Consider the following 24,714-nt stretch of genomic DNA (forward strand, 5'->3'; position numbering starts at 1 on the left):
GGCGGGGTGCCGGCACCCCGCGGGCGCGGCCACCCCGCCGCCTCGCCGTGCCGCGACTCAGTCCTCCTGAACCGGCTCCTCCGCGTTGCGCCACGTCGTGACGTCGAGCGTGATGTACGTACTGGGGTCGTTGGTCCCGGACTTGCCGCGGAAGGTGATGAGACCGATGTGCCCGGCGTTGCTGCGGACGCAGATCTGCGAACCGGCGCCCAGCTGGTCCATCGTGATGTCTTCCGTGAAGCGCGTCTCGTTGCGGCAGGTCTCCAGCGAGCCCTTCTGCGAGTTGTTGAGCAGGACCAGCTTCCCGTTGTCGGTGCCGACCTTCGCGTCGCTGAAGCCCATCGAGTCCGCGTAGAAGAAGAAGTCACCGCCGGAGTACGAGGCCCCCGTGCCGCCACCGTCGAGCGGCTTGACCGGGTTGTCCCCGAGCTGGAGGTAGTAGTTCTCCGTCAGGTTGATGTTCTTGTACGTGGCCGGCTTGGGGTCGGGCCGCTTCCCGTTGTCGGTGCCCTTCGCGGACCCGCCCGATCCGCCGGAGCCGCTCGAACCGCCCGAGGACGAGGACTGGTCGCCCTTGTTCTCATCGGGCACGAGCGCGCCGATCACCCCGAGCGCGACCAGCACGCCGACGATCGAGGCGGCGACGATGAGCCCGGTGCGCTTCTTCGGGGGCGGCGGCACGGCGCCCCAGGGACGCCCGGCGCCCGGGTGCGGCGCGCCCATCGGCACGTGGCCTCCGGTCGGCGGCATCGGACCCCGGTAGCCGGGACCCGGCGGAGGCGTCTGGTACCCGGGCTGCGCGTATCCGGGCTGCGCGACGGGCGGCGGGGTCTGGGCGAAGGCCGTGGGGGCGTACGGCGAGGGGCCGGTCGGCGGCGGGACGGCGGCCGTCGGCGGATGCGGCGTCGAAGCGGCCCCGGGCGGCGGCGTGTGGGGCGCCTGGGTCGGCGCGTGCGAGACGTGACCGGCGACCGGCGGGGGCGTGGCGGACGCCTGGGTCGGCGGGTACGGCGGCTGCCCCGCGACGGGCGCCGGCGTGGCGGCCCCCGCCGTGGGCGGCGGGGTCTGCGCCGGGGCCGGCATCTGCGAGCGGTCGACGAGCGCGGTCGCGAACGACTGGGGCAGCCAGTCCTCGCCCTGGCGCAGCGGCGTCGGCGACACCTCGTGGCACAGCGCGATGACCTCGTCGAGGGACGGCCGGTCGGCCGGATCGCGGCTCAGGCAGCGGGTGACCAGCGGGCGCAGCACGTCGGGCAGACGGCTGAGGTCGGGGTCCTCGTGCACGATCCGATAGAGCACGGCGTGCGAGGCACCCTCCCCGTAGGCGGGCGCGCCGATGGCGGCGAACGCGGCGATCTGGCCGAGCGCGAAGACGTCCGTCGCGGGGCTCACGGTGCCGGACATCGCCTGCTCGGGGGCCATGAACGCGGGGGTGCCGACCGTGACGCCGCTGCTGGTGAGCGAGGTGGCGTCGGCGGCGCGGGCGATGCCGAAGTCGATGACGCGCGGGCCGTCGCCGGCGAGCAGGACGTTGCCGGGCTTCAGGTCGCGGTGGACGATGCCCGCGCCGTGGATGACCTGCAGCGCCTCGGCGACACCGACGGTGAGCAGCAGGGTGCTCCGCACGGGCAGGGCGCCGTGCTGGGCGACGGCTCCGGCCAGGGACGGGCCGGGCACGTAGGCGGTAGCGAGCCAGGGCGGGTTGCCCTGGGTGTCGCAGTCGATGACGGGCGCGGTGTAGAGGCCCTGGACGCGCTGAGCGGAGTGCACCTCCTGCTCGAAGCGCCGCCGGAAGTCGGCGTCCTCGCTGAACTCGGGCCGGATGACCTTGACGGCGAGGGGGCGGCCGCCCGGGGTGTACGAGAGGTACACCTTGCCCATGCCGCCCGCGCCGAGGACGGCCACCACGCGGTAGCCGCCGACCACGGCAGGATCGTCGGCCTGGAGTGGCTGGAACGGACTCTGCGACGGTGTCGTCATCGCGACACATCCCCCTTTGCTGCGGCCGGCACCGGCTGCCCGGTGCCCGAAAGACCTGGGGAGCGTACCGAATGGCGCGACCGGTTCGAGTCACTGCGGGGGTTTGTCCCCGGCGCGGCAACCCGGCGCCCGGGACAACGAAAAGTGCCGGTCGAGAAGGATCTCGACCGGCACTCCGTGGTGTCCGAGGGGGGACTTGAACCCCCACGCCCGATAAAGGGCACTAGCACCTCAAGCTAGCGCGTCTGCCATTCCGCCACCCGGACAAGGTGTCTGCCGCCTGTTTGCGGGGTGTTCCCCGCGGCGACATGGACAACAATACCAAGGTTTCGGAGTGCCTTTCACCTGCGTATCCGCGCGGCCCGGGCGGCACCGCCTAGAGTCTCACCATGAGTGACGCGACGATGACGCAACGTCGAGGAAAGGTGCGCCGACCTCGGATGTTGTCCCCGCTGCGGGAGCATCTGCGGGACACCTTCTGGTTCGCCCCGACCGCGGCGATGGTGCTGGTGTGGCTGGTGTGGATGCTCGCCGCCGCGATCGACGGCGTGATCGTGGAGTCCCTCCAGGACAGCGGCGACTTCGACGCGGTCAAGGACCTGATGAGCATCGCGGACGACGCGAAGACGGTCGTGACGACGATCAGCTCCGCGATGATGACCTTCATCGGTGTCGTGTTCAGCATCTCGCTGGTGGCCGTGCAGATGGCGGCGGGGCAGCAGACGCCCCGCGTGGTGCGGCTCTTCGTACGGAGCCGGATCACGAAGGCCACCTTCGCCGTCTTCCTGGCCACCTTCCTGCTGTCCCTGCTGGTCCTGACCTCGTTCGAGAGCGAGGAGGATCCGCGCCTGGTGACGACCGTGCCGTTCCTGGAGGCGCTGCTCACCCTCGTCCTGGTGGGCCTGAGCCTCCTTCTCTTCGTGATGTACGTGAACTCGACGCTGCGGATGCTGCGCGTCGGGCACGTCATCGACCGGGTCACGGCGGAGGCCTTCCGCGTCGTGGCCCGCATGCCGTACGTGGAGGGAGGCGCCCCCGGACCCGGACCCGGGGAGGGGCGCCCGGAGGAGGGTCTCGGGCCGGAGACCGGCCGGGTGGCCTACCGCGGCCGGGCCGGGGTGCTGCGGGACGTGAACATCGCGCGGCTCGTGCACGCCGCCCGCCGGCAGGGAGTCGTCCTCAGAGTGCTGCCCGGGCTCGGTGACTTCGTCGTGCCGGGCACGCCGCTGCTCGCGGTGCACGGTGGAGCCGCACCGTCGCCGCGGGCAGTGGGGCGGTGCGTGTCGGTGGGCGTCGAGCGCACCTTCCACCAGGACCTGGGCTTCGGCCTGCGGGTCCTCGCGGACATCGCGCTGCGCGCCCTGTCGCCGGCGGTGAACGATCCGACGACCGCCGTGCAGTCCCTCGACCGCATCGTGCAGTTCCTGGCGGCGCTGGGCCGGCGGCCGCTGATGGAGCTCCAGTACACGGACCGCGGCGGCGCTGTCCGGCTCGTCCAGCCGGTGCCGCGCTGGGACGAGCTGGTCGACCTCGCCTTCACCGAGATCCGCACGTGCGCCGCCGGGAGCCCGCAGGTCGTCCGGCGGATGTTCGCCGCGTTCGACGATCTCCTGACCCTGGTGCCCGAGGAGCGTCGCGCCCCGCTGCTGCGCCACCGTGAACTCCTGGTCCAGAGCGTGGAGCGCACGGTGCCCACCGCCGCCGACCGGGCCTTCGCCCTGCAACCCGACCGCCAGGGCATCGGCTGACGCTCGGGCAGGCGCGGGCCCACCGGGCGGTGAGGCATGAGGGCCCGGGAGCGCGGGCCCCCCGCCTCCGGCCGGCGCGGCGCGGACACGCGGCCCGCGCCGCGCCCACGCCGCTCCGACTCGGCACCGGTCAGGGCATCAGGTGGTACTCCGGGAAGTTCCCCGGCAGGCGTTCACCGGCCGGGCCCTCGGTGACGGCCCGGACGAGCAGCTCGCCGCCGACGAACGCGCCGCGCCACGACGCCCCGAACCCGCCGAACAGCTCGTCCCGGTCCCCGCGCGAGCGCGCGTTCCCGTGACCGACCTTGAACGCCCGGATCTGCGGGGCGAGCCGCGCGAAGGTCGCCGGGTCGTCCGTGGAGAGGGTCGCCACGAGCGCCCCGTTCGACGCGTTCATGGCCGCGAGCAGCTCGGCCTCGGTGTCGACCAGGACGATGGTGTCGACCGGGCCGAAGGGTTCGGCGTGGTGCAGTGGTGAGGACGGCGGCGGTCCGAGCAGCGTCACCGGGTGGACGTAGGCGCTGGTGTCCTGGCCGGGCAGGAACCGGCCGGGGTCCGCGCTCGCCCGGTGCAGCGGCACGGCTCCGCGGTCGATGGCCTCGCCGACCTGGTCGCTGAGCTCCTTGGCCTTCGCGGCGTTGATGAGCGGCCCGAAGTCGAGGTCCGGGTAGGGGTCGGAGGGGTCCGCGACCGCGAGGGGGTGGCCGACGCGCAGGGTGCGCACGGCGGGCAGGTACGCGTCGAGGAACGCGTCGAACGCCTCGCGCTGGACGACGAACCGGGGGTAGGCGGTGCAGCGCTGCTTCCCGTAGTCGAACAGCTTGGGGATCGCGGCCGTCAGGCCGGCCCAGTCCGTGTGGTTCCAGATACCCCAGGTGTTGAGTCCTTCCTGTTCGAGGATGTGCCGTTTGCCGAGGTCGGCGACGGCCGTCGCGACGGCCGCGCCGGTGTCGCGTCCGCCGACGAAGGAGACGCAGCCGATCTCCGGCGCCCGCACGAGCGCCTCGGACAGCTGGCCGCCGCTGCCGCTGACGAGCGTGACGGGGAGGCCCTCGCGGGCGGCGAGGGCGCAGGCCAGGGTGAGGCAGGCGACGCCGCCGTCGGTCGGGGTCTTGGCGATCACCGCATTGCCCGCGAGGGCCTGTACCAGCAATGCGTGAACGAGCACGCTCATCGGATAGTTCCAGCTCGCGATGTTGGACACCGGGCCGGGCAGCGGGGTGCGCCCGTCGAGCATGTCGTCGATGCCGTCCACGTACCAGCGGACGCCGTCGACGGCCCGGTCGACGTCGGCCAGGGCCAGGCGCCAGGGCTTGCCGATCTCCCAGACCAGCAACAGCGCGAGCAGTTCACGGTGTTCGGCGAGGGCGTCGAGGGTGGCGGCGACGCGGGCCCGGCGCTCGGGCAGCGGGATGTGCCGCCAGGCGCGGTGCTGGTCGAGCGAGGCGCGGACGGCGCGGTGGGCGGCCTCGGCGTCGAGGCGTGGCGGGCCCGCGACGGGACGGCCGTCGACCGGGCTGGTGGCGGGCAGGGGCAGGCCGTCGGGCTGCCAGCCGCCGTGCCAGAGGTTGAGGACCCGGTCGTCGCGGAAGGCCTCGGGGGCGGTCGCGAGGCAGCGCCGCCAGGCATCGTCCCAGGACGTTCCGGCTTTGAGGGTGGTCGGGGTGGCGGGTGTGGTGAGGGTGGTGGTGGCCATTATTCGGTCTCCGCTCACGGTGCACAGTCGGGGCGGGGGACGTCTCATGGCGTGCGGTCGAGACATCTCTGGAGGGGTGTACGTGTGGGGGTGGGGCCGGGAGGTGCCCGCTCGGCACCTCCCGGAGCGCGCGGGCGTTCGGGAGGCGCCGGGGTCAGCTCTCGGCTTCAAGCCGGTCGAGCACCAGGCGGGCGGTCTCGGTCGGAGTCGCGCCGACGCGGACGCCGGCCGCCTCCAGTGCCTCCTTCTTGGCCTGGGCGGTGCCGGAGGAGCCGGAGACGATCGCGCCGGCGTGCCCCATGGTCTTGCCCTCGGGCGCGGTGAACCCGGCGATGTAGGCGACGACGGGCTTGGTGACGTGGTCGCGTACGTACGCCGCGGCGCGTTCCTCCGCGTCACCGCCGATCTCGCCGATGAGCACGACGAGTTCGGTCTCCGGATCGTTCTCGAAGGCTTCCAGGCAGTCGATGTGGGTGGTGCCGATGACGGGGTCGCCGCCGATGCCGACGCAGGTCGTGAAGCCGATGTCGCGCAGCTCGTACATGAGTTGGTAGGTGAGCGTGCCCGACTTGGAGACGAGGCCGATGCGGCCGGGTTTGGTGATGTCGGCGGGGATGATGCCGGCGTTGGACTGTCCGGGGCTGATGAGGCCGGGGCAGTTGGGGCCGATGACGCGGGTGCCTTTGCGGCGCGCGTGGGCGTGGAAGGCGACGGCGTCGTGGACGGGGATGCCCTCGGTGATGACGACGGCGAGCGGGATGCCCGCGTCGGCCGCTTCGAGGACGGCGGCCTTGGCGAAGGCGGGCGGGACGAAGACGACGCTGACGTCGGCGCCGGTGGCGCGCATGCCCTCGGCGACGCTCCCGAAGACGGGGACGGCGCGGTCGTCGAAGTCGACGGTGCGGCCGGCCTTGCGGGGGTTGACCCCGCCGACCACGTCGGTGCCCGCGGCCAGCATGCGCCGGGTGTGCTTCATGCCCTCGGCCCCGGTCATGCCCTGGACGAGGACCTTGCTCTCCTTGGTGAGATAGATGGCCATGTCCGGGCTCCTTAGCGGGAAGAGACGGCCAGGTCCGCGGCGCACTGCGCGGCGCCGTCCATGGTGGTGGCCTGCTGGACGAGGGGGTGGGCGCGTTCGTCGAGGATGGCGCGGCCGCGGGCGGCGTTGTTGCCGTCGAGGCGGACGACGAGCGGTTTGACGAGGCGGACGCTGTCGAGGGCCTTGACGATGCCGTCGGCGACGGCGTCGCAGGCGGTGATGCCGCCGAAGACGTTGACGAAGACGGACTGGACGGCCGGGTCGGACAGGATGACGTTCAGGCCGTCGGCCATGGTCCGGGCTGAGGCTCCGCCGCCGATGTCGAGAAAGTTGGCGGGGCGTGCGCCGCAGCCGGCGACGACGTCGAGGGTGGACATGACGAGCCCGGCGCCGTTGCCGATGATGCCGACCTCGCCGTCGAGCTTCACGTAGTTGAGGCCCTTGGCCGCCGCCTCGGCTTCGAGTGGGTCGTCGTGGGTGACCTCGTTCGCGCCCCAGCGTTCGCGCCGGAAGCGGGCGTTGTCGTCGAGGGTGACTTTGCCGTCGAGCGCGAGGATCTGACCCTGCGCGGTGCGCACGAGGGGGTTCACCTCGACGAGGACGGCGTCCTCGCGGGTGAGGACGCCCCACAGGCGCACGAGGACGTCGGCGGTCTGCGCCGGCAGTCCGGCCGCCTCGGCGATCTCGGCGGCCTTGGCGCCGGTCACGCCCTCCGCGGGGTCCACCGGGATCCGCGCGACGGCCTCGGGCCGGGTCGCGGCCACCTCCTCGATGTCCATGCCGCCCTCGGCGGAGGCGATGGCGAGGAAGGTGCCGGCCGCGCGGTCGAGCACGTAGGAGACATAGAACTCTGTCTCTATGTCGACGGGTTGGGCCAGCATGACGCTGCGCACGGTGTGGCCCTTGATGTCCATGCCGAGGATCTGACGTGCCGTGAGTTCGGCGGCGGCCGGGTCGGCGGCGAGTTTGACGCCACCCGCCTTGCCGCGGCCTCCGGTCTTCACCTGCGCCTTGACGACGACGCGGCCGCCGAGCCTGCGGGCGATCTCCCGGGCCTCCTTGGCGGACGTGGTGACCTCGGCCCGGGGCACCAAGATGCCGTGTTCCTCGAAGAGTTCCCTTGCCTGGTGTTCGTACAGGTCCATTCCGGCTCCTGACTCGAAAGTGCCGCACGCCCCCTGGACACCACCCACCGGATGCGGGATAACAAGGTTCATACAGTATTCGTCGACTGTATGCAATGTACGAGCGACGCACGAGAACCCGTGCCTCAGTCGTGCTCGGCACGGCTCGCGGTGTCGCTCCAATCCCCCAGGAAGGGACGGGACTTCGCCATGCCCCAGTCCAATGCGGACAACGGCCAGGAGCAGATCTCAGGTGGGCACCTGGTCGCCAAGGCACTCAAGGCGGAGGGTGTGGAGGTCATCTACACCCTCTGCGGCGGCCACATCATCGACATCTACGACGGCTGCGTCGACGAGGGCATCGAAGTCGTCGACGTACGTCACGAGCAGGTCGCCGCGCACGCCGCCGACGGATACGCGCGGCTGACCGGCAAGCCCGGATGCGCCGTCGTGACGGCGGGCCCCGGCACCACGGACGCCGTCACCGGCGTCGCCAACGCCTTCCGGGCCGAGTCACCGATGCTGCTCATCGGCGGCCAGGGCGCCCACACACAGCACAAGATGGGATCGCTCCAGGACCTGCCGCATGTCGACATGATGACGCCCATCACCAAGTTCGCCGCGACCGTGCCGGACACCGCGCGGGCCGCCGACATGGTGTCCATGGCGTTCCGCGAGTGCTACCACGGTGCTCCCGGGCCGTCCTTCCTGGAGATCCCGCGCGACGTCCTGGACGCCAAGGTGCCCGTCGAGAAGGCGCGCGTGCCCGAGGCCGGCCGGTATCGCGCCTCCACCCGGTCGGCCGGCGACCCCGAAGCGATCGAGAAGCTCGCCGACCTGCTGGTCCACTCGGAGAAGCCGGCGATCCTGCTCGGCGGCCAGGTGTGGACGACCCGCGCCACGGAGTCGGCCATCCAGCTGGTGCGCACCCTGAACGTGCCCGCCTACATGAACGGCGCCGGACGCGGCACCCTGCCGCCCGGCGACCCGCACCACTTCCAGCTGTCGCGCCGCTACGCGTTCTCCAACGCGGACCTCATCATCATCGTCGGCACGCCCTTCGACTTCCGCATGGGCTACGGCAAGCGGCTCTCCCCCGACGCGACCGTCGTGCAGATCGACCTCGACTACCGCACGGTCGGCAAGAACCGCGACATCGACCTCGGCATCGTCGGCGACGCGAACCTCGTCCTCCAGCAGGTCACCGAGGCCGCCTCCGGGCGCGTCAACGGGGGCGCGGCCAAGCGCAAGGAGTGGCTCGACGAGCTGCGCGCCGCCGAGCAGACGGCGCTGGAGAAGCGGCTGCCGAGCCTGCGCTCCGACGCCTCCCCCATCCACCCGTACCGGCTCGTCAGCGAGATCAACGACTTCCTCACCGAGGACTCGATCTACATCGGCGACGGCGGCGACATCGTCACCTTCTCCGGCCAGGTCGTGCAGCCCAAGTCTCCCGGCCACTGGATGGACCCGGGACCGCTCGGCACCCTCGGCGTCGGCATCCCCTTCGTGCTCGCCGCCAAGCAGGCACGGCCCGACAAGGAGGTCGTGGCCCTCTTCGGCGACGGCGCCTTCTCCCTGACCGGCTGGGACTTCGAGACGCTGGTGCGCTACGACCTCCCCTTCGTCGGCATCGTCGGCAACAACTCCTCGATGAACCAGATCCGGTACGGCCAGAAGGCCAAGTACGGCGAGGAGCGCGAGCGCGTCGGCAACACCCTCGGTGACGTCCACTACGACAAGTTCGCCCAGATGCTGGGCGGTTACGGCGAAGAGGTCCGCGACCCCGCCGACATCGGCCCGGCCCTGCGCCGCGCCCGCGAGTCCGGCAAGCCGTCCCTGATCAACGTGTGGGTCGATCCGGACGCGTACGCCCCCGGAACCATGAACCAGACCATGTACAAGTAGGGAGGTGCCCGGGATATGACATCCGCGACCAAGGCGCTCGAAGGCATCCGCGTCCTCGACATGACCCACGTCCAGTCGGGCCCCTCCGCGACCCAGATCCTCGCGTGGCTCGGCGCCGACGTGGTCAAGCTGGAGGCGCCGTCCGGCGACATCACGCGCAAGCAGCTGCGTGATCTCCCCGACGTCGACTCCCTCTACTTCACGATGCTCAACTGCAACAAGCGGAGCATCACCCTCAACACCAAGTCGGAGCGCGGCAAGGAACTCCTCACCGAGCTGATCCGCCGCTCCGACGTGATGGTCGAGAACTTCGGCCCCGGCGCCGTCGACCGCATGGGCTTCACCTGGGAACGCATCCAGGAGATCAACCCGCGCATCGTCTACGCCTCCATCAAGGGCTTCGGCGAGGGCCCGTACACCAACTTCAAGGCGTACGAGGTCGTCGCGCAGGCCATGGGCGGCTCCATGGCGACGACCGGCTTCGAGGACGGACCGCCGCTCGCGACCGGGGCCCAGATCGGTGACTCCGGGACCGGCATCCACGCCGTCGCCGGCATCCTGGCCGCCCTCTTCCAGCGGGAGAGCACCGGGCGCGGTCAGCGGGTCAACGTGGCCATGCAGCACGCCGTCCTGAACCTGTGCCGCGTCAAACTGCGCGACCAGCAGCGGCTCACGCACGGCCCGCTGGCCGAGTACCCGAACGAGGACTTCGGCGACGAGGTGCCGCGCTCGGGCAACGCCTCCGGCGGCGGGCAGCCCGGCTGGGCCGTCAAGTGCGCGCCGGGCGGCCCGAACGACTACGTGTACGTCATCGTGCAGCCCGTGGGCTGGCAGCCGCTGAGCGCGCTCATAGGCCGCCCTGAGCTCGCCGACGACCCCGAGTGGGCGACGCCGGAATCGCGGCTGCCGAAGCTCAACAAGATGTTCCAGCTCATCGAGGAATGGTCCTCGACGCTCCCCAAGTGGGAGGTCCTGGAGAAGCTCAACGCGCACAACATCCCGTGCGGCCCGATCCTCTCCACCAAGGAGATCATCGAGGACGCCTCCCTCGTGGCGAACGACATGGTCGTCGAGGTCCCGCACCCGCAGCGCGGCTCCTTCACGACCGTCGGCTCCCCGCTCAAGCTCTCCGACTCCCCCGTGGACATCACCAGTTCGCCCCTTCTCGGTGAGCACAACGAGGAGGTCTTCGTCGGCGAACTCGGCCTCGGGGACGAGGAACTGCGTCTGCTCAAGTCGAACGGAGTGATCTGATTGATGGCCGAGGACCGGACGCTGACGGTGCGGGCGCTGCTCGACACCGTGCGGGCCGAGGGGCGCACGGCGCTCACCGCTCCGGAGGGGAAGGTGATCGCCGACGCGTACGGGATCGCCGTCCCCGGTGAGGAGCTGGCCACCGACGTGGACGCGGCCGTCGCCGCGGCGGCGCGTTTCGGCAAGCCCGTCGTGCTGAAGATCGTCTCCCCCGACATCCTGCACAAGACCGACGCCGGCGGTGTCGTGGTCGGTGTGGAAGGCGCGGCCGCCGTACGCGAGGCGTTCTGCCGGATCGTGAAGAACGCGCGGGCCTACGCGCCGGACGCCCGCGTCGAGGGCGTCCAGGTGCAGGAGCTGCTGCCGACGGGCGCGGACTCGCAGGAGGTCATCGTCGGGGCCGTCACCGACCCCACCTTCGGCAAGGTCGTCGCCTTCGGGCTGGGCGGCGTGCTGGTGGAGGTGCTCAAGGACATCACCTTCCGGCTCGCCCCCGTGACCCCGGACGAGGCGGTCGGGATGCTCGACTCCATCGGTGCGGCGGAGGTCCTGCGCGGGGTGCGGGGCGCCCGGGGCGTGGACCGGTGGGCGCTCGCCGAGCAGATCCGGCGCGTCTCCCAACTGGTCACGGACTTCCCGGAGATCGCGGAGGTCGACCTCAACCCGGTGATCGCGACACCGGAGGGCGCCGTCGCCGCGGACATCCGGGTGATCCTCGCCGAGGGCGTGCCCCCGCAGCGCCGCACGTACACGCGCGTGCAGATCCTGGCATCCATGAAGCGGCTCATGCAGCCGCGCTCCGTCGCCGTGATCGGCGCGTCCAACGAGCAGGGCAAGATCGGCAATTCGGTGATGCGCAACCTCGTCGACGGCGGGTTCTCCGGCGAGATCCATCCGGTGAACCCCAAGGCCGATGACATTCTGGGCCGCAAGGCGTACAAGAGTGTCACGGACGTGCCCGGTGAGGTGGATGTGGCGGTCTTCGCGATCCCTGCCAAGTTCGTGGCGGCGGCCTTGGAGGAGGTGGGGCGCAAGGGCATCCCGAACGCGGTGTTGATCCCGTCCGGTTTCGCCGAGACCGGCGAGCACGAGCTCCAGGCGGAGATCGTGGCCATCGCCGAACACCACGGGGTGCGCCTGCTGGGCCCGAACATCTACGGCTACTACTCGACGTGGCAGGACCTGTGCGCCACGTTCTGCACGCCGTACGACGTGAAGGGCGGGGTGGCGCTGACCTCGCAGTCCGGCGGCATCGGGATGGCGATCCTCGGCTTCGCGCGGACGACGAAGACGGGCGTCTCGGCGATCGTCGGGCTCGGCAACAAGTCGGACCTGGACGAGGACGATCTGCTCACCTGGTTCGGCGAGGACCCCCACACGCAGTGCATCGCCATGCACCTGGAGGACCTCAAGGACGGGCGCGCCTTCGTGGAGGCCGCGCGCGCCACCGTGCCCAAGAAGCCCGTCGTCGTGCTCAAGGCCGGACGCACGGCCGCCGGCGCGAAGGCCGCGGGCTCGCACACCGGCGCGCTCGCGGGCGACGACGCCGTGTACGACGACATCCTGCGGCAGGCAGGCGTCATCCGGGCCCCGGGCCTGAACGACATGCTGGAGTACGCGCGGGCGCTGCCCGTGCTGCCGACACCGCAGGGCGACAACATCGTCATCATCACCGGAGCGGGCGGCTCGGGTGTGCTGCTCTCGGACGCCGTGACCGACAACGGGCTGCGGCTGATGGAGATCCCGGACGACCTCGACGCGGCCTTCCGGCAGTTCATCCCGCCGTTCGGAGCCGCGGGCAACCCCGTCGACATCACGGGCGGCGAGCCGCCGTCGACGTACGAGGCGACGATCCGCCTCGGGCTCGAGGACCCGCGCATCCACGCACTCGTGCTGGGCTACTGGCACACCATCGTCACCCCTCCCATGGTCTTCGCGGAGGTAACGGCCCGCGTCGTCCAGGAGTTCCGCGAGCGCGGGATCGAGAAGCCGGTCGTCGCGTCGCTGGCCGGGGACGTCGAGGTCGAGGAGGCGTGCCAGTACCTCTTCGACCGCGGGGTCGTCGCGTACCCGTACACGACCGAGAAGCCGGTCGCGGTGCTCGGGGCCAAGTACCGGTGGGCCCGTGCGGCAGGGCTGTTGGGGGGCGGTCGATGAGGTGAGCGATGGCGGGTCCGGCCGGCGGTGCGCGCCGGCCGGACCCAGGACCCGTGCGCACACGAAAGCATTTTGGACAGGGGGCGCTGGCCAGATCTTTCGACGCAAGGGATGCGACCGTCATGACCGCAACCGAACTGTCAAGTTCCGTCCCTTACAGGGAGGTGACGGACGCCAACGGCCGGGTCTACCGGGTTGGCGAGCGCGACATCGACATCATGGGGCGCAAGCGCAAGTGGATGGTGATCCTGCCCTGGGTGGGCATGATGGGGATCTCCTCCGCCGAGTACGCGTTCGCGTCCGCGGAAGACACTCTGCACACCGCGCACAGCTGGAACAGTCAGCACATCTTCTGGATGATGACGGTCTGGGTCTTCTTCCAGGCCGCGGTCGCCTTCCCGGCGGGAAGGCTGCGTGAGAGCGGCAGGCTGCCGGCCCGCTGGGCGATGATGCTCGGCGCGCTGGGCACGCTGCTCGGCTATCTGTCCCTCGCCTACGCGCCGCACGTCGTGTTCGCCTACATAGGCTTCAGCGTCTTCAGCGGTATGGGCGCCGGCATGGTGTACGCCACGTGCGTCAACATGGTCGGCAAGTGGTATCCGGAGCGCCGGGGCGGCAAGACGGGCTTCGTGAACGGCGGATTCGCCTACGGCTCCGTGCCGTTCGTGTTCCTGTTCACCGGTTTCATGGACCTGACCAACTTCCGCTGGGTGCTGGTCTCCGTGGGTCTGCTCCTGGCCACGATGGTCGCCACCGCCGGCTTCTTCTTCCGGGACCCGCCGAAGAACTGGTGGCCCGCCGAGATCGACCCGCTCAATCCCCCGGAGGACCCGCGGGCCCGCCGTTCTCTGCAGAAGAACCCTCCGGCGGTGAAGCAGTACACCCCCATGGAGGCGTGGCGGACGGGCCGGGTCGCCCTGATGTGGTTCTGCCTTGCGTGTACCTCCGGCGTGAACATCTTCGGCATCGCCTTCCAGGTCGACATCGGCAAGGAGGCCGGTTTCGCGGGCGGGATCGTGGCGACCGCGATGTCCCTCAAGGCGGTCGTCAACGGCACGGGGCGCGGTGTCATCGGCTGGCTCTCCGACCGGTACGGCCGCAAGCAGTGTCTGCTCGCGGTCTGCGTCATTCTGGGCGCCGCCCAGTTCGGCATCCTCTGGTCGGCGCAGGCGCAGAACCTTCCGTTCTTCCTGATCTTCTCCGCGATCTCCGGATTCGGCGGCGGCGCCATCTTCCCGATGTTCGCCGCGCTCACCGCCGACTATTTCGGCGAGAACAACAACGCGACGAACTACGGGATGGTCTACAGCTCCAAGCTCGTCTCCGGTCTGGGCGCGGGTATGGGCTCGATGGTCGTCGCGGCGTGGGGGCACTCGGGCGCCTTCATCCTCGCCGGCTGCATCTCGTTCTTCGCGGGAATCGTCGCGATCTTCCTGTCGCCGCCCGGTCGGCCCAAGTCCCGTGACATTCGCCCCAATCCGCAACCGCTCGGTGAGGAGATGGCCTGATATGACGGCGGAGCCCATCGCCGAAGGAACACACGCGTCGGAGTACGGCGCGGGGTACGAAGAGGTCACCGACGAGAACGGCCGCGTCTACCGTGTCGGGGAGACGGACCGCGACATCCTCGGCCATTCCCGTAAGTTCATGGTGTATCTGCCGTGGATCGCGATGATGGCCATCAGCGTCTCCGAGTACGCGTACGGCTCGGCGGAGGACACACTGTCCAGCGCCCACGGCTGGACGCAGTCCAACACCTTCTGGATCCTCAGCGTCTGGGTGTTCTTCCAGGCGGGCATCGCCTTCCCGGCCGGATGGCTGCGCGAGAAGGGCATCATGACCGCGCGGCGGGCCATGTCCATCGGCTCGTTCCTGTGCCTGCTCGGCTTTCTCGCGCTCTCCCATCTGAGCAATGTGTGGCTGGCCATCATCGGATTCGGCGTCATAGGCGGTCTGGGCTCCGGGCTCGTCTACTCGACCTGCATCAACATGGTCGGGAAGTGGTATCCGGAACGAAAGGGCGGCCGCACGGGGTTCGTCAACGGTGGTTTCGCCTACGGGTCGTTGCCGTTCATCTTCATCTTCAACTACGGCTTCGACACGTCGAACTACCACCGGGTTCTCGACATGATCGGCGCCTACGTTCTCGTCGTGGTGCTCGTCTGCGCCTTCTTCTTCAAGGACCCGCCGAAGAACTGGTGGCCTTCGGACATCGACCCGCTGGTCACGTCGGGTGTCGGGAAGAGCGCGCGGTCACTCGCGAAGAATCCGCCCGCGGTGCGGCAGTTCACGCCGAAGGAGGCCATCAGGACGGGAATGCTGCCGCTGATGTGGCTCAGTCTGGTGCTGACGGCCGGGGTGTCGATCTTCGGAATCTCGTTCCAGGTCGACTTCGCCAAGGAGGTCGGATTCGGTCCTCTGGTGGCGGCGTCCTCCATGGGCGTGATGGCAGTCATCAACGGGGTGGGGCGCGCGGTCGTCGGCTGGATGTCGGACGTCATGGGCCGCAAGCCGAGCCTGGTGTTCGTCATCGTCGTCCTGGGGCTCGCCCAGTTCGGCGTCATCTGGGCGGGCGACATCCGCAGCGAAGGGCTGTTCCTGGTCTTCGCGTTCCTCTCCGGATTCGGCGGCGGCGCCTTCTATCCGATGTTCGCCGCCCTGACGCCCGACTATTTCGGGGAGAACTACAACGCCACGAACTACGGGCTCGTCTACAGCGGGAAGCTCGTCAGTGGCCTGTTCGGCGGCGGTCTCGGCTCGATGGTGGTCGCCGCGTGGGGGTACAACGGGGCGTACGCGCTGGCCGGCGGGATCTCCATGGTGGCCGCCGCGGTGGCGCTGCTCCTGAAGCAGCCGGGGCGGGCCGGCACGGCCTAGTTCGCGCTCGTCCCAGTCACACATGAGTGGGGCCCGGCCACATCGGCCGGGCCCCACTCATGTGCCCGGCGTCAGTGCCGCTCGCGCAGTGCCGCCATGTTGTCGTAGCCGGTCTTCGCGTACTTCAGCGACTGTCCGAGGTCGGTGCCGCTGGGCGCGTTGTCCTGCTCGACCATCGGGTTGTGGTAGTTCTTCCGGCCGACGCGGCTGAAGAACGTGGTGTAGTCGATGACCCCCTCGCCGAAGGGAACCATGTCGTAGCCCATGCCGTTGGTGTCGTTGCGGGTGCCGTCCTTGGCGTGGAACAGCGGGTAGCGCTTGTTGTGGGCGCGGACCAGGGCCGCCGGGTCGAAGACGTTCTCCTGCGGGGAGCCGTCGTGCGCGGTGTAGGTGTGGAACTTGTACTGGGCGACATGCGCCCAGAAGATGTCCATCTCCAGCCACACCGTGCGCGGGTCGCTGACCTGGAGGAAGTACTCCAGCTTGCGGATGCCGGAGCTGCGCGTCGGCCGGCCCTGGGCGTCGAGCGGGCCGCCGTCGAGCAGGAAGCCGTACGCGGCGTCGTGGTTGTGGGTGTAGAGCTTGAGGCCGGCCCGGTGGGCGATCTCGCCGAGCGCGTTCCACTTGTCGGCGGCGACGTCCCAGTCCGCCTTGTACGAGCTGCCGGTGGGGTCGCCGCCGGTGCCCATGTGGTCCATGCCGAGGATGTTGGCGATCTCGAGGTGCTTCTTGAACGTGTCGATGTCGGACGCGCTGAGCGGCCAGGACGACGGGATGAAGCCGTGGTTGCCCTGGGCCCGCAGGCCGTACTCGTCGAGCCAGCCGCGCAGCAGCTTGGCACCGGCGACGGATTCCAGGTTCGCGCCGCCGGGCGCGTTGGCGTGCTGGCCGTACCCGGCGAACTCGACCTGCTTGTAGCCGTAGCGGGCGAGTTCCTTGAACACCTCGCGGAAGCCGCTGGGCAGGTCGCTGGAGAGCGGGTCGCGGCCGGTCGCGTCGCGGACGGTGTAGAGGATGATGCCGCGCTTGTGGGCGGGCACCAGGTCCTGTCCCTGGCCGTCTCCTGCGCTCTCGCTCTCGCTCGGGATCTGGGTCCCGCTCTGGGCGAAGGAGGGTGCGGCGCCGAGGACGGGGGCGGCTATCGCGCCCGCGGCGACGGCAGTGCAGGTGCTGAGGAAGCGGCGGCGGTCGATGCCGAGTCGGGATCTGAGGGCCTCGTCGGCGGGGGTCTCGCGGAAGTCGGTCACGGGATGCCTCTCTTCGATGTGCGGAACTTCGCGGTGCGGATCCTCGAAGTGCGGAATTTCGCGGAGCGGAATTTCGCGGAGCGGAATTTCGCGGAGCGGGTCGAATGCCACTGGCGCGTTGTCAGTGACGTGTGCTTCACTCTCTGTAACTGCTCCTGGTCAGGAGGGCTTCAGGCCCGCCAGATCCAGCAGCAGGGCTTTCACATCGGTGGCCGCGACACGGCCGGGGAACGCATGGGGGGTGGAGCTGATGATGAGCGGACCGTCGTCGTCGCTCGCGGGAAGGCGGCCGTGGCTGCCGCGAAGAGGTGAGGGGTCCAGAGGCACGACCGCCATCCGGTAGCGCATGCCGAGTTTCTTGCGGGCGAGCGCGCCGGCGGCCTTGACCTTGACGTAGGGGTCGAGGGGGTCCATGAACAGTTCGACCGGGTCGTAGCCGGGTTTGCGGTGGATCTCGACGAGCTGCGCGAAGTCGGGGGCGCGGTCGTCGTCGAGCCAGTAGTAGTACGTGAACCAGGCGTCCGGCTCGGCAACGGCGACGAGTTCGCCCGAGCGCGGGTGGTCGAGGTGGTGGGCCTTCTTGCCCTCGTCGTCGAGGAGCCGGTCGATGCCGGGCAGTCCGGCCAGGGCGGCCCGGGTGGCGTCGAGATCCTCGGGGCGGCGGACGTAGACGTGGGCGATCTGGTGGTCGGCGACCGCGAAGGCGCGGGAGGCCATCGGGTCGAGGTACTCCATGCCGTCCTGCGTGTGCACTTCGAGCAGGCCGGCGCGGCGCAGGGCCCGGTTGATGTCGACGGGGCGCTCGACGCGGGTGATGCCGTACTCGGACAGGGCGACGACGGTGCGGCCGGTGGCGCGGGCGTCGGAGAGGAGCGGGGCGAGGGCGGTGTCGATCTCGGCGGCGGCCCGGTGGGAGCGCGGGTCGTCGGGGCCGAAGCGCTGCAGGTCGTAGTCGAGGTGAGGGAGGTAGCACAGGGTGAGATCGGGGTCGCGGGTGTCGATGACGTGCCGGGTGGCGTCGATGATCCACTGGCTGGACACGATGTCGGCGCCGGGTCCCCAGAAGTGGAAGAGGGGGAACGTGCCGAGTTTCTCGGTGAGTTCGTCGTGCAGGGCCGGGGGCCGGGTGTAGCAGTCGGGTTCCTTGCGGCCGTCGGCGTAGTAGACGGGGCGGGGGGTGAGGGTGATGTCGGTGTCGGCGCCCATGGCGTACCACCAGCAGATGTTGGCGACGGTGTAGCCGGGGTGCGCGCGGCGGGCCGCGTCCCAGAGTTTGTCGCCGGACACGAGGCCGTTGTGCTGGCGCCACAGGAGGACGTCGCCGAGTTCGCGGAAGTACCAGCCGTTGCCGACGATGCCGTGTTCGGAGGGCATGGTGCCGGTGAGGAAGGTCGACTGGGCGGCGCAGGTGACGGCCGGCAGCACGGTGCTCAGCGGGGCCTTGGTGCCGGATCGGGCCAGCGCCTTGAGGTTCGGCATGTGGTCGAGGAGGCGGGGGGTGAGTCCGACGACGTCCAGGACGAGAAGTGGGGTCGGCCGGGGGTGTGCGTCCGTCACGGCAGCTCCTTCAGGCCGAGGTGGGTCAGCAGGTCGCGGGCGAGGGTGAGTTCGGCGGCGATGCCGTCGGCGAGCTGGGAGCGGGCGCGTGGGCGCAGCTCGGGCGGGAGGGCCTGCCAGGTGTAGGTCTCGACCTCCAGGTGGTGGGTGCGGGGGTGCTCGCCGCCGACGAGCCGGGTCAGCGTGTCCTGGAGGACGGGGAGTGTGGAGGTGAGGGGCGCGGCGGGGGCCGCGTGCAGGGGGACGTGGAAGTGGGCGCGCCAGGGTGTCGCGTCCGGGAGTCCGGCGCCGTCGAGGGCGGGGCCGAGGTCGTCGGTGCCGTGCAGGGTGCCGGCGGCGACGGTGCGGGTCTGGTGCAGGAAGCGGGGTTCGTCGAAGGCGGCGAGGGCCTCGCGGACTTCGGGGAGGTGGGGGTGTTCGGCGTGCAGGGCGGCGGAGAGCTGGGATTTGACGACGGGTATGCGGGCGGCGGCGAGGGCGTCGAGCGCGGTGGCGGGGTCTTCGAAGGAGGTGGCGAGGTGACAGGTGTCGAGGCACAGGCCGATGCGGTCGGGTCGTCCGATCCGGGTGAGCGGTGCGATGGCGTCGGCGGTGGTCTCGACGACGCAGCCGGGTTCGGGCTCCAGGCCGACGCGGACGGAGCGGCCGGTGAGGTCCTGGAGCGCGTCGAGGCGGTCGGCGAGGGTGGTGAGGGCGGCTGTGGCCGTGTCGGCGCGCCGGGGGTCGTGGGCGGTGCGCCAGGCGAGCGGCAGGGTGGAGACGGTGCCTTCGGTGACGTCGGCGGGGAGGAGGGCGGCGAGCAGCCGGGCGAGGTCGGCGGTGTGGGCGAGGCGTTCGAGGTCGGCCCAGTCCGGCTTGTAGACGCGGTACTTGACCTCCTCGGCGCCGAATCCTTCGTAGGGGAAGCCGTTGAGGGTGACGACCTCGAGGCCGCGCCGGTCGAGTTCGGTGCGCAGGCCGCGCAGGGCCACCGGGTCGGTGATCAGGGTGCGGGCGGCGTCCTTGGCGAGCCAGAGTCCGATGCCGAGGCGGTCGCGGCCCAGGCGTTTGCGTACGGGTTCGCAATGGTCGCGGAGCTGGGCGAGGACGCCGTCGAGGGTCTCGGCGGGGTGCACGTTGGTGCAGTACGCGAGGTGGACGGTCGAGCCGTCGGGGTGGCGGAAGCGCATGGGTCACGCTCCGCCGCGGAGGATGGAGTTGCCCTCGTGGGTGGCCTCGGGCGGTGCGGGCGCGTCGGGTTGGAGGCGTCCGCTGAGTCCGTAGAAGGCGACAGGGTTGCGCCACAGGACCAGGTCGACGTCGTCGTCGGTGAAGCCGGCGGCGAGCATGGCGTCGGCGACCTTGCGGGTCTTGAGCGGGTCGCTCTTTCCCCAGTCGGCCGCGGAGTTGACGAGGACCTTCTCGGGGCCGTAGGTCCGCAGGATGTCGACCATGCGGTCCTCGTCCATCTTGGTGTCGGGATAGACGGAGAAGCCGAGCCAGCTGCCGGCGTCCTTGGCCTCCTTGACGGTGGTCTCGTTGAGATGGTCGACGAGGACACGGTCGAGGGGCAGCGCGGATTCTCGGACGACGTCGAGGGTGCGGCGCAGTCCGGCGAGCTTGTCGCGGTGCGGGGTGTGCACGAGGGCGGGCAGTTCGTGGTCGGCGGCGAGTTGGAGCTGGGTGGCCAGGGCGGTGTCCTCGGCGGGGGTCATGGAGTCGTAGCCGATCTCGCCGACGGCGACGACGTTGTCCTTGACGAGGTAGCGCGGCAGTGCGTCGAGGACAGGAGTGCAGCGCGGGTCGTTGGCCTCTTTGGGGTTGAGGGCGATCGTGCAGTGGTGGGTGATGCCGTACTGGGCCGCGCGGAAGGGTTCCCAGCCGAGGAGTGCGTCGAAGTAGTCGAAGAAGGAGGCGGGCGAGGTGCGCGGCTGGCCGAGCCAGAAGGCGGGTTCGACGAGGGCGCGGACGCCCGCGGCGTGCATGGCCTCGTAGTCGTCGGTGGTGCGCGAGGTCATGTGGATGTGCGGGTCGAAGATGCGCATCAGGACTCCTTCGCCTCGGTGCCCGGGTCGTGGGGTGCGGGCTCGGTCAGGGCCAGGACGCGGTGCAGGTCCTCGGGGACGGTCCGGCCGGCGGCGGTGCGTTCGGCGGCGAAGTCGCCGAGCATGCGGGCGAGTTCGGCGTCGCCGTGGGCACGTCGGGGCAGTTCGGCGACGGCGTCCACGGGCACACCGGTGAACAGGCACTTCAGGACGGCGTGCCGCCAGTGGTGGGCGGGCAGGTGCTCGGCTGCGTACGGACCGACGGCGGCGGCGACGAGCCGGGTGTCGTTGGTGCGCAGCGCGTCCTCGACGAGGGGCAGTCCCTCGGGGCCCGGCACGAGGTGGGGCAGGGCGTGGAGGACGGCGCGGCGTTCGGCGGCGGTGCCCTCGCTGTACAGCCGTCGGAGCGTGACGAGATCGGCACGGGCGGCGTGCAGGAGGAGGACGCGGGTGGCGTCGGCGTGGTCCCGGCCGGTGCGGCGGCCGGCCTCGGCGAAGCGGGTCTCCCAGGCCTGGGGTGCCGTGTCGGGGGCGGTGCGGGCGGCGGTCAGGGCCTGGTCGAGCCAGTCGCGCGCGGTGTCGGTGAGATGCGCGTCGAGGTGGGCGCGCAGCGCGGTGAAGGTGCTGGTGCTGGTCATGAGCTGCCTCCTCGTGCTGCGGCGCGGAGGAACGGGAGGGAGCGAGTGGCCTGTTCGGGTCCCGCGTGCGAGTGGCGCGGGAGTTCGACGACGACGAGGCCCTGGTAGCCGGTGTCGGCCAGGGCGTCGAGCACCGGCGGGAAGTCGATCTCTCCGTCGCCGAACGGGAGGTGTTCGTGGACGCCTCGCCTCATGTCCTCGATCTGGACGTGGCGCAGCCAGGGCGCCGCCGCGCGGACGCAATCGGCGGGCGACGCGGGTTCCAGGCACTGGCAGTGGCCGATGTCCAGGGTGAGTCCGAGGGCGTCGGGGCCTCCGAGCAGGCCGCGCAGGTGGTGGAAGTCGTCGAGTGCGGCGAGGAGATGGCCGGGCTCCGGTTCGACGGCGAGCGGGACGCCTGCACCGGTGGCGGCTTCGATGAGCGGTGCGAGTTCGTCGGTGAGGCGCTTCCAGGCGGTGTCCCGGTCGGTGCCGGCCGGGGTGACGCCGCTGAAGCAGTGCACGGCGTGGGCGCCCAGGTCGGCGGCGACCTGGACGGAGCGTAGGAGGAGTCGGCCGCGGGCCGCGCGGGCGTCGGGATCGGGGTCGAGGAGGGAGGGGCCGTGTTTGCGGCGGGGATCGAGGACGTAGCGGGCGCCGGTCTCGACGGTGGCTGTCATCCCGTACCGGTCCAGGGCTCGGGCGACCTGACGGGTGCGGGCCGCCAGGTCCGGGAGCAGGGGATCGAGGTGCATGTGGTCGAGGGTGAGGCCGACACCGTCGTAGCCGAGGTCGGCGAGGAGGGCGAGGGCGTCGTCGAGGCGGAGGTCGGTGAGTCCGTTGGTGCCGTAGCCCCAGCGCAGGGTCATGTGACGCTCACCTTCCGGGAGAAGCGGCGGGCGAGAGGGGCGAGGGCGGCGGTGAGCAGTGCGGTTCCGGGGTGGCCCGCGCGGGCGGCCAGGGCGGCCTGGAGCGGGATCATCGCGCGGATCCCGGCGCCGACCGCGCGCTGGGTCAGGGGTGGTGACGGGTTGAGTGCGGCGTGCAGAAGGGAGTGGGTCGCCGTGACCGCGTACGCGGTGGGACCCGGCAGGCCGAGGGGGGCTGCGGCGCCTCGGCCTGCCGGGGGTCTGGTGAGGTGTGCGGCGATGGCCGCGGTGGCGGCCAGGGCCGCGGCCGGTACGTGGGGGCGTCCGCCGGTGGTCTCGTTCCGGGAGACCGTGGTGACGGCGACGGTGTGGCCGGCGAGGGTCAGGGCTGAGGGGAGGGCGGCGCTGAGCGGGGCCGACGAGGCGGATCGATCACGGCTTCGGCGCGGGGTGGTGGGCCGGGCGGTGGTCCGGGCGCTGGCAGTGGTCGCTTCCGTGGCCCGGCGGGCGGAACGGATCGGTGTCGCGCCGGCTCCGGGGGCAGCGGCGCTGAGGAGGATGTGCGACCGGAGTGCGGTGGGCCGGGGTGTTCCGTTGCCGGTCGATGCCCGGCGGCCAGGTTCGGCGCCCGGTGCCGGGGCGGCCGAGGGTGCGGCCGGCCGCCGAGGGGCGGTACGGGTGGCCGAGGCGCCGAGGAGGAGGTCGAGGCCGCGGGCCGCGCCCATGGCCAGGGGGCCGGCGGGTGTGCGCTTCAGCCCCAGGTCGTACGCCCAGACCGTCGCGGCCAGGGCTCCGGCGAGGGCGCCGGGGACGCGTCCTGCGCGGAAGGCCAGGCCCACGCCCGCTGCCGTGAAGGTGCCCGCCGCCGCCAGTGCCGCGGCGGGACGGATGCGGCCCGAGGGGATCGGGCGGTGGGGGCGGTCGACGGCGTCCTCGGCACGGTCCGCCCAGTCGTTGAGGGCCATGCCCGCCTCGTACAGGCACAGGGAGGAGGCGACGGCCAGGAGGGTACGGCGGTTCGGGCGGGCTCCGACGGCGGCGGCGCCGGCGAGAGCGTCGCCGGGGACCGTGAACAGGGCGGGCAGGCGCAGGAGTTCGGCCCAGGCGCGGGCGCGGGAGGTGGCACCGGGCCGGGATCGGTTTCGGGCTCGGGCTCGGGCTCGGGCTCGGGCTCGGGCTCGGGCTCGGGCTCGGGCTCGGGCTCGGGCTCGGGCTCCCGTGGCTGCGGGCGCGCCGGCGTCTCCGCGGCGGGTGATGGGGCCGGGCGCGGTGGGCCGCCCGTACCTGTCACCCGCCATGACCCCGTCGGCCGCGTCGGCCCCGGCGGGCCTGCCGGTTCCGTTCCGCGGGCCGGTCGCCCCCGGCTCGGCCGCGCTCATGACCGGCCTCGCAGGCGTTCCGCGAAGTCGACCAGGGCGGCGTACTGCTCACCGAGGGACGAGGACGCGCCCTGGTCGGGGTCCTTGAAGTAGAAGCCGAGTTCGGGGCGCGGGCCGGTCAGGCCTACGGCGTGGGACCGCAGGAGGAGGCGGGCCAGGTCGAGGACGAGGGGGGCGGCGAGAGCGGAGTCGCAGCCCTGCCAGGTGGTCTGCAGCACCATGCGGGCGCCGAGGAAGCCGTCGAAGGCGATGTGGTCCCAGGCGGTCTTCCAGTCGCCGAGGGCGGGCACGTCGTCGATGTGGACCTCGCCCTGGGGGGCGGTGCCGAGGGTGTCGGCGAGGACGCGTTCCTTGCCCGCGTTCTTGGCGGCCGCCGCGGCCGGGTCGGCGAGGGCGGCGCCGTCGCCTCCGCCGAGGAGGTTGGTGCCGGACCAGGCGCGGACGTCGAGGGCGCGCTGCAGGAACATCGGGCCGAGTACGGAGCGCAGGAGGGTCTGCCCGGTCTTGCCGTCGCGGCCGGCGTGGGGCACGGGCGCGGTGGCGGCGTGTTCGGCGAGGGCGGGGTGGTGGAGGCCCGTCGAGGGGGTGAAGTTGACGTAGGGGCAGCCGGCGCGGAGTGCGGCGGCGGCGTAGAGGGAGCTCGGGGGGAGGTGTCCGTCGGGGGGTGCCGGTTCGGTGGAGGCGACGTTGACGACGACGGCGCCGGCGAGGTTCTCACGGCGGACGAAGTCGGTGAGGTCGGCGGCGAACGTGTCGATGAGGGCGTCGGTCGCGCGGTCGTCGTGCCGGCCGGGCAGGGGGCCGCCCGGGCGGATCGCGCGGTCGGCGGCGGTGAGTTCGGCGTGCACGGCGGACGGCAGGCCGTGGGGCAGGACGCCACCGGCGGCGAGGTGTTCGGCGCGCTTGGGCAGCGGGCAGTCGACGGTGTCGTGGCCACCGAAGACGAGTGAGGTCAGGGGCGGGAGCCCGGAGTCGGTGAAGGGGGTGGTCTCGGTGACCATGCCGGTCGGGGGATGGAGTCCGGCGGCGACGGCGGCGCAGCCGGCGACGGCGGTGGTGGCGACGGAGCCGCGGGCGCCGATGAGCCAGACGCCGAAGCGCGGGGCGGCGACGGTGTCGGGGGTGGGGGTGGTGGTGGTGGAGGACGGTTCGGTGGACATGGGCAGCCTCCTTGTCGAACGCGAACCGGGGGTGGTGGCCGGAGTGGTGAGGGCCGGGCGGGACGGCGGGCGGAGGTCCGG

18 protein-coding genes, 1 tRNA gene and 1 pseudogene are annotated in these 24,714 nt (G+C 71.4%); 7 read left to right on the forward strand and 13 right to left on the reverse strand.

Annotated features, from left to right (window positions below):
• Positions 1-57: 57 nt before the first annotated feature.
• Both ACZ4E1_RS28665 and ACZ4E1_RS28670 read right to left on the reverse strand, forming a co-directional pair.
• The gene (locus ACZ4E1_RS28665) at positions 58-1,980 is read right to left on the reverse strand and encodes a serine/threonine protein kinase (protein ID WP_467544627.1); all 1,923 of its coding nucleotides are present in this window, start codon (positions 1,978-1,980) and stop codon (positions 58-60) included.
• Positions 1,981-2,158: 178 nt separating this feature from the next.
• A tRNA-Leu gene (locus ACZ4E1_RS28670) sits at positions 2,159-2,246 on the reverse strand.
• Between the two features lie 123 nt (positions 2,247-2,369).
• Here ACZ4E1_RS28670 and ACZ4E1_RS28675 point away from each other — a divergent pair.
• On the forward strand, positions 2,370-3,728 hold the full coding sequence (locus ACZ4E1_RS28675; RefSeq protein WP_467544630.1) for a DUF2254 domain-containing protein: 1,359 nt from the start codon (positions 2,370-2,372) through the stop codon (positions 3,726-3,728).
• A gap of 130 nt (positions 3,729-3,858) precedes the next feature.
• Here ACZ4E1_RS28675 and ACZ4E1_RS28680 read toward each other — a convergent pair whose 3' ends face one another.
• The 3 genes from ACZ4E1_RS28680 to sucC all read right to left on the reverse strand — a co-directional run bounded on the left by ACZ4E1_RS28680 (position 3,859) and on the right by sucC (position 7,608).
• Positions 3,859-5,424: an aldehyde dehydrogenase family protein gene (locus ACZ4E1_RS28680; protein WP_467544632.1), complete on the reverse strand. Its 1,566-nt coding sequence runs from the start codon at positions 5,422-5,424 to the stop codon at positions 3,859-3,861.
• A 154-nt stretch (positions 5,425-5,578) separates the two neighbouring features.
• Positions 5,579-6,463, reverse strand: a complete 885-nt coding sequence (sucD, locus tag ACZ4E1_RS28685) for a succinate--CoA ligase subunit alpha (protein ID WP_467544635.1) — start codon at positions 6,461-6,463, stop codon at positions 5,579-5,581.
• A gap of 11 nt (positions 6,464-6,474) precedes the next feature.
• Entirely contained in the window at positions 6,475-7,608 is a 1,134-nt protein-coding gene (gene sucC, locus ACZ4E1_RS28690; RefSeq protein ID WP_467544637.1) for an ADP-forming succinate--CoA ligase subunit beta, read from the reverse strand.
• Positions 7,609-7,797: 189 nt separating this feature from the next.
• On the opposite strand from sucC, the gene ACZ4E1_RS28695 reads away from it, so the two are divergent.
• The 5 genes from ACZ4E1_RS28695 to ACZ4E1_RS28715 all read left to right on the forward strand — a co-directional run bounded on the left by ACZ4E1_RS28695 (position 7,798) and on the right by ACZ4E1_RS28715 (position 15,780).
• Positions 7,798-9,492, forward strand: coding sequence for a thiamine pyrophosphate-binding protein (locus ACZ4E1_RS28695; RefSeq protein ID WP_467544639.1), 1,695 nt, complete (start codon positions 7,798-7,800; stop codon positions 9,490-9,492).
• 15 nt (positions 9,493-9,507) lie between these two features.
• Positions 9,508-10,746 (forward strand): formyl-CoA transferase, encoded by a 1,239-nt coding sequence (frc, locus tag ACZ4E1_RS28700; RefSeq protein WP_467544641.1) that lies wholly within the window; start codon positions 9,508-9,510, stop codon positions 10,744-10,746.
• Between the two features lie 3 nt (positions 10,747-10,749).
• On the forward strand, positions 10,750-12,903 hold the full coding sequence (locus ACZ4E1_RS28705; protein ID WP_467544643.1) for an acetate--CoA ligase family protein: 2,154 nt from the start codon (positions 10,750-10,752) through the stop codon (positions 12,901-12,903).
• Positions 12,904-13,025: 122 nt separating this feature from the next.
• Entirely contained in the window at positions 13,026-14,411 is a 1,386-nt protein-coding gene (locus tag ACZ4E1_RS28710) for an OFA family MFS transporter (RefSeq protein ID WP_467544646.1), read from the forward strand.
• A gap of 1 nt (position 14,412) precedes the next feature.
• Positions 14,413-15,780, forward strand: coding sequence for an OFA family MFS transporter (locus tag ACZ4E1_RS28715; protein WP_467544648.1), 1,368 nt, complete (start codon positions 14,413-14,415; stop codon positions 15,778-15,780).
• Between the two features lie 71 nt (positions 15,781-15,851).
• Here ACZ4E1_RS28715 and ACZ4E1_RS28720 read toward each other — a convergent pair whose 3' ends face one another.
• The gene (locus ACZ4E1_RS28720; protein ID WP_467544651.1) at positions 15,852-17,027 is read right to left on the reverse strand and encodes a sugar phosphate isomerase/epimerase family protein; all 1,176 of its coding nucleotides are present in this window, start codon (positions 17,025-17,027) and stop codon (positions 15,852-15,854) included.
• Between the two features lie 14 nt (positions 17,028-17,041).
• Between ACZ4E1_RS28720 and ACZ4E1_RS28725 the strand changes: the two are divergent.
• Positions 17,042-17,155, forward strand: a pseudogene (locus tag ACZ4E1_RS28725) (pentapeptide repeat-containing protein); the annotation flags it as partial.
• Between the two features lie 31 nt (positions 17,156-17,186).
• Here the strand turns inward: ACZ4E1_RS28725 and ACZ4E1_RS28730 are convergent.
• From ACZ4E1_RS28730 to ACZ4E1_RS28760, 7 genes are all read right to left on the reverse strand, one after another.
• A complete protein-coding gene (locus tag ACZ4E1_RS28730; RefSeq protein ID WP_467544654.1) occupies positions 17,187-18,584 on the reverse strand; it encodes a nucleotide pyrophosphatase/phosphodiesterase family protein in 1,398 nt (465 codons plus the stop codon).
• A complete protein-coding gene (gene eboE, locus ACZ4E1_RS28735; protein ID WP_467544657.1) occupies positions 18,581-19,753 on the reverse strand; it encodes a metabolite traffic protein EboE in 1,173 nt (390 codons plus the stop codon). The genes ACZ4E1_RS28730 and eboE overlap by 4 nt, the downstream gene beginning before the upstream one ends.
• Positions 19,754-19,756: 3 nt before the next feature.
• Positions 19,757-20,608 (reverse strand): TatD family hydrolase, encoded by an 852-nt coding sequence (locus tag ACZ4E1_RS28740; protein ID WP_467544659.1) that lies wholly within the window; start codon positions 20,606-20,608, stop codon positions 19,757-19,759.
• Positions 20,608-21,246 carry an EboA domain-containing protein gene (locus tag ACZ4E1_RS28745; RefSeq protein ID WP_467544662.1) on the reverse strand — a complete coding sequence of 213 codons (639 nt, stop codon included), beginning with the start codon at positions 21,244-21,246 and terminating at the stop codon, positions 20,608-20,610. Before ACZ4E1_RS28745 ends, ACZ4E1_RS28740 begins: the two co-directional genes overlap by 1 nt.
• Entirely contained in the window at positions 21,243-22,094 is an 852-nt protein-coding gene (locus ACZ4E1_RS28750) for a sugar phosphate isomerase/epimerase family protein (RefSeq protein ID WP_467544665.1), read from the reverse strand. The genes ACZ4E1_RS28745 and ACZ4E1_RS28750 overlap by 4 nt, the downstream gene beginning before the upstream one ends.
• A complete protein-coding gene (locus ACZ4E1_RS28755) occupies positions 22,091-23,392 on the reverse strand; it encodes an SCO3242 family prenyltransferase (RefSeq protein WP_467544793.1) in 1,302 nt (433 codons plus the stop codon). Before ACZ4E1_RS28755 ends, ACZ4E1_RS28750 begins: the two co-directional genes overlap by 4 nt.
• 77 nt (positions 23,393-23,469) lie before the next feature.
• Complete coding sequence (locus ACZ4E1_RS28760; RefSeq protein WP_467544668.1) at positions 23,470-24,633, reverse strand: inositol-3-phosphate synthase; 1,164 nt, start codon at positions 24,631-24,633, stop codon at positions 23,470-23,472.
• Between the last annotated feature and the right edge of the window lie 81 nt (positions 24,634-24,714).

The organism is Streptomyces sp. NPDC025806 (assembly GCF_055558275.1).

What these genes read in the sequence shown, in the direction of transcription:
- ACZ4E1_RS28665 (WP_467544627.1), bottom strand. Translation starts at nt 1,980, where the DNA reads ATGACGACACCGTCGCAGAGTCCGTTCCAGCCACTCCAGGCCGACGAT.
- ACZ4E1_RS28675 (WP_467544630.1), top strand. Translation starts at nt 2,370, where the DNA reads ATGAGTGACGCGACGATGACGCAACGTCGAGGAAAGGTGCGCCGACCT.
- ACZ4E1_RS28680 (WP_467544632.1), bottom strand. Translation starts at nt 5,424, where the DNA reads ATGGCCACCACCACCCTCACCACACCCGCCACCCCGACCACCCTCAAA.
- sucD (WP_467544635.1), bottom strand. Translation starts at nt 6,463, where the DNA reads ATGGCCATCTATCTCACCAAGGAGAGCAAGGTCCTCGTCCAGGGCATG.
- sucC (WP_467544637.1), bottom strand. Translation starts at nt 7,608, where the DNA reads ATGGACCTGTACGAACACCAGGCAAGGGAACTCTTCGAGGAACACGGC.
- ACZ4E1_RS28695 (WP_467544639.1), top strand. Translation starts at nt 7,798, where the DNA reads ATGCCCCAGTCCAATGCGGACAACGGCCAGGAGCAGATCTCAGGTGGG.
- frc (WP_467544641.1), top strand. Translation starts at nt 9,508, where the DNA reads ATGACATCCGCGACCAAGGCGCTCGAAGGCATCCGCGTCCTCGACATG.
- ACZ4E1_RS28705 (WP_467544643.1), top strand. Translation starts at nt 10,750, where the DNA reads ATGGCCGAGGACCGGACGCTGACGGTGCGGGCGCTGCTCGACACCGTG.
- ACZ4E1_RS28710 (WP_467544646.1), top strand. Translation starts at nt 13,026, where the DNA reads ATGACCGCAACCGAACTGTCAAGTTCCGTCCCTTACAGGGAGGTGACG.
- ACZ4E1_RS28715 (WP_467544648.1), top strand. Translation starts at nt 14,413, where the DNA reads ATGACGGCGGAGCCCATCGCCGAAGGAACACACGCGTCGGAGTACGGC.
- eboE (WP_467544657.1), bottom strand. Translation starts at nt 19,753, where the DNA reads ATGCGCTTCCGCCACCCCGACGGCTCGACCGTCCACCTCGCGTACTGC.
- ACZ4E1_RS28740 (WP_467544659.1), bottom strand. Translation starts at nt 20,608, where the DNA reads ATGCGCATCTTCGACCCGCACATCCACATGACCTCGCGCACCACCGAC.
- ACZ4E1_RS28745 (WP_467544662.1), bottom strand. Translation starts at nt 21,246, where the DNA reads ATGACCAGCACCAGCACCTTCACCGCGCTGCGCGCCCACCTCGACGCG.
- ACZ4E1_RS28750 (WP_467544665.1), bottom strand. Translation starts at nt 22,094, where the DNA reads ATGACCCTGCGCTGGGGCTACGGCACCAACGGACTCACCGACCTCCGC.
- ACZ4E1_RS28755 (WP_467544793.1), bottom strand. Translation starts at nt 23,392, where the DNA reads ATGGCGGGTGACAGGTACGGGCGGCCCACCGCGCCCGGCCCCATCACC.
- ACZ4E1_RS28760 (WP_467544668.1), bottom strand. Translation starts at nt 24,633, where the DNA reads ATGTCCACCGAACCGTCCTCCACCACCACCACCCCCACCCCCGACACC.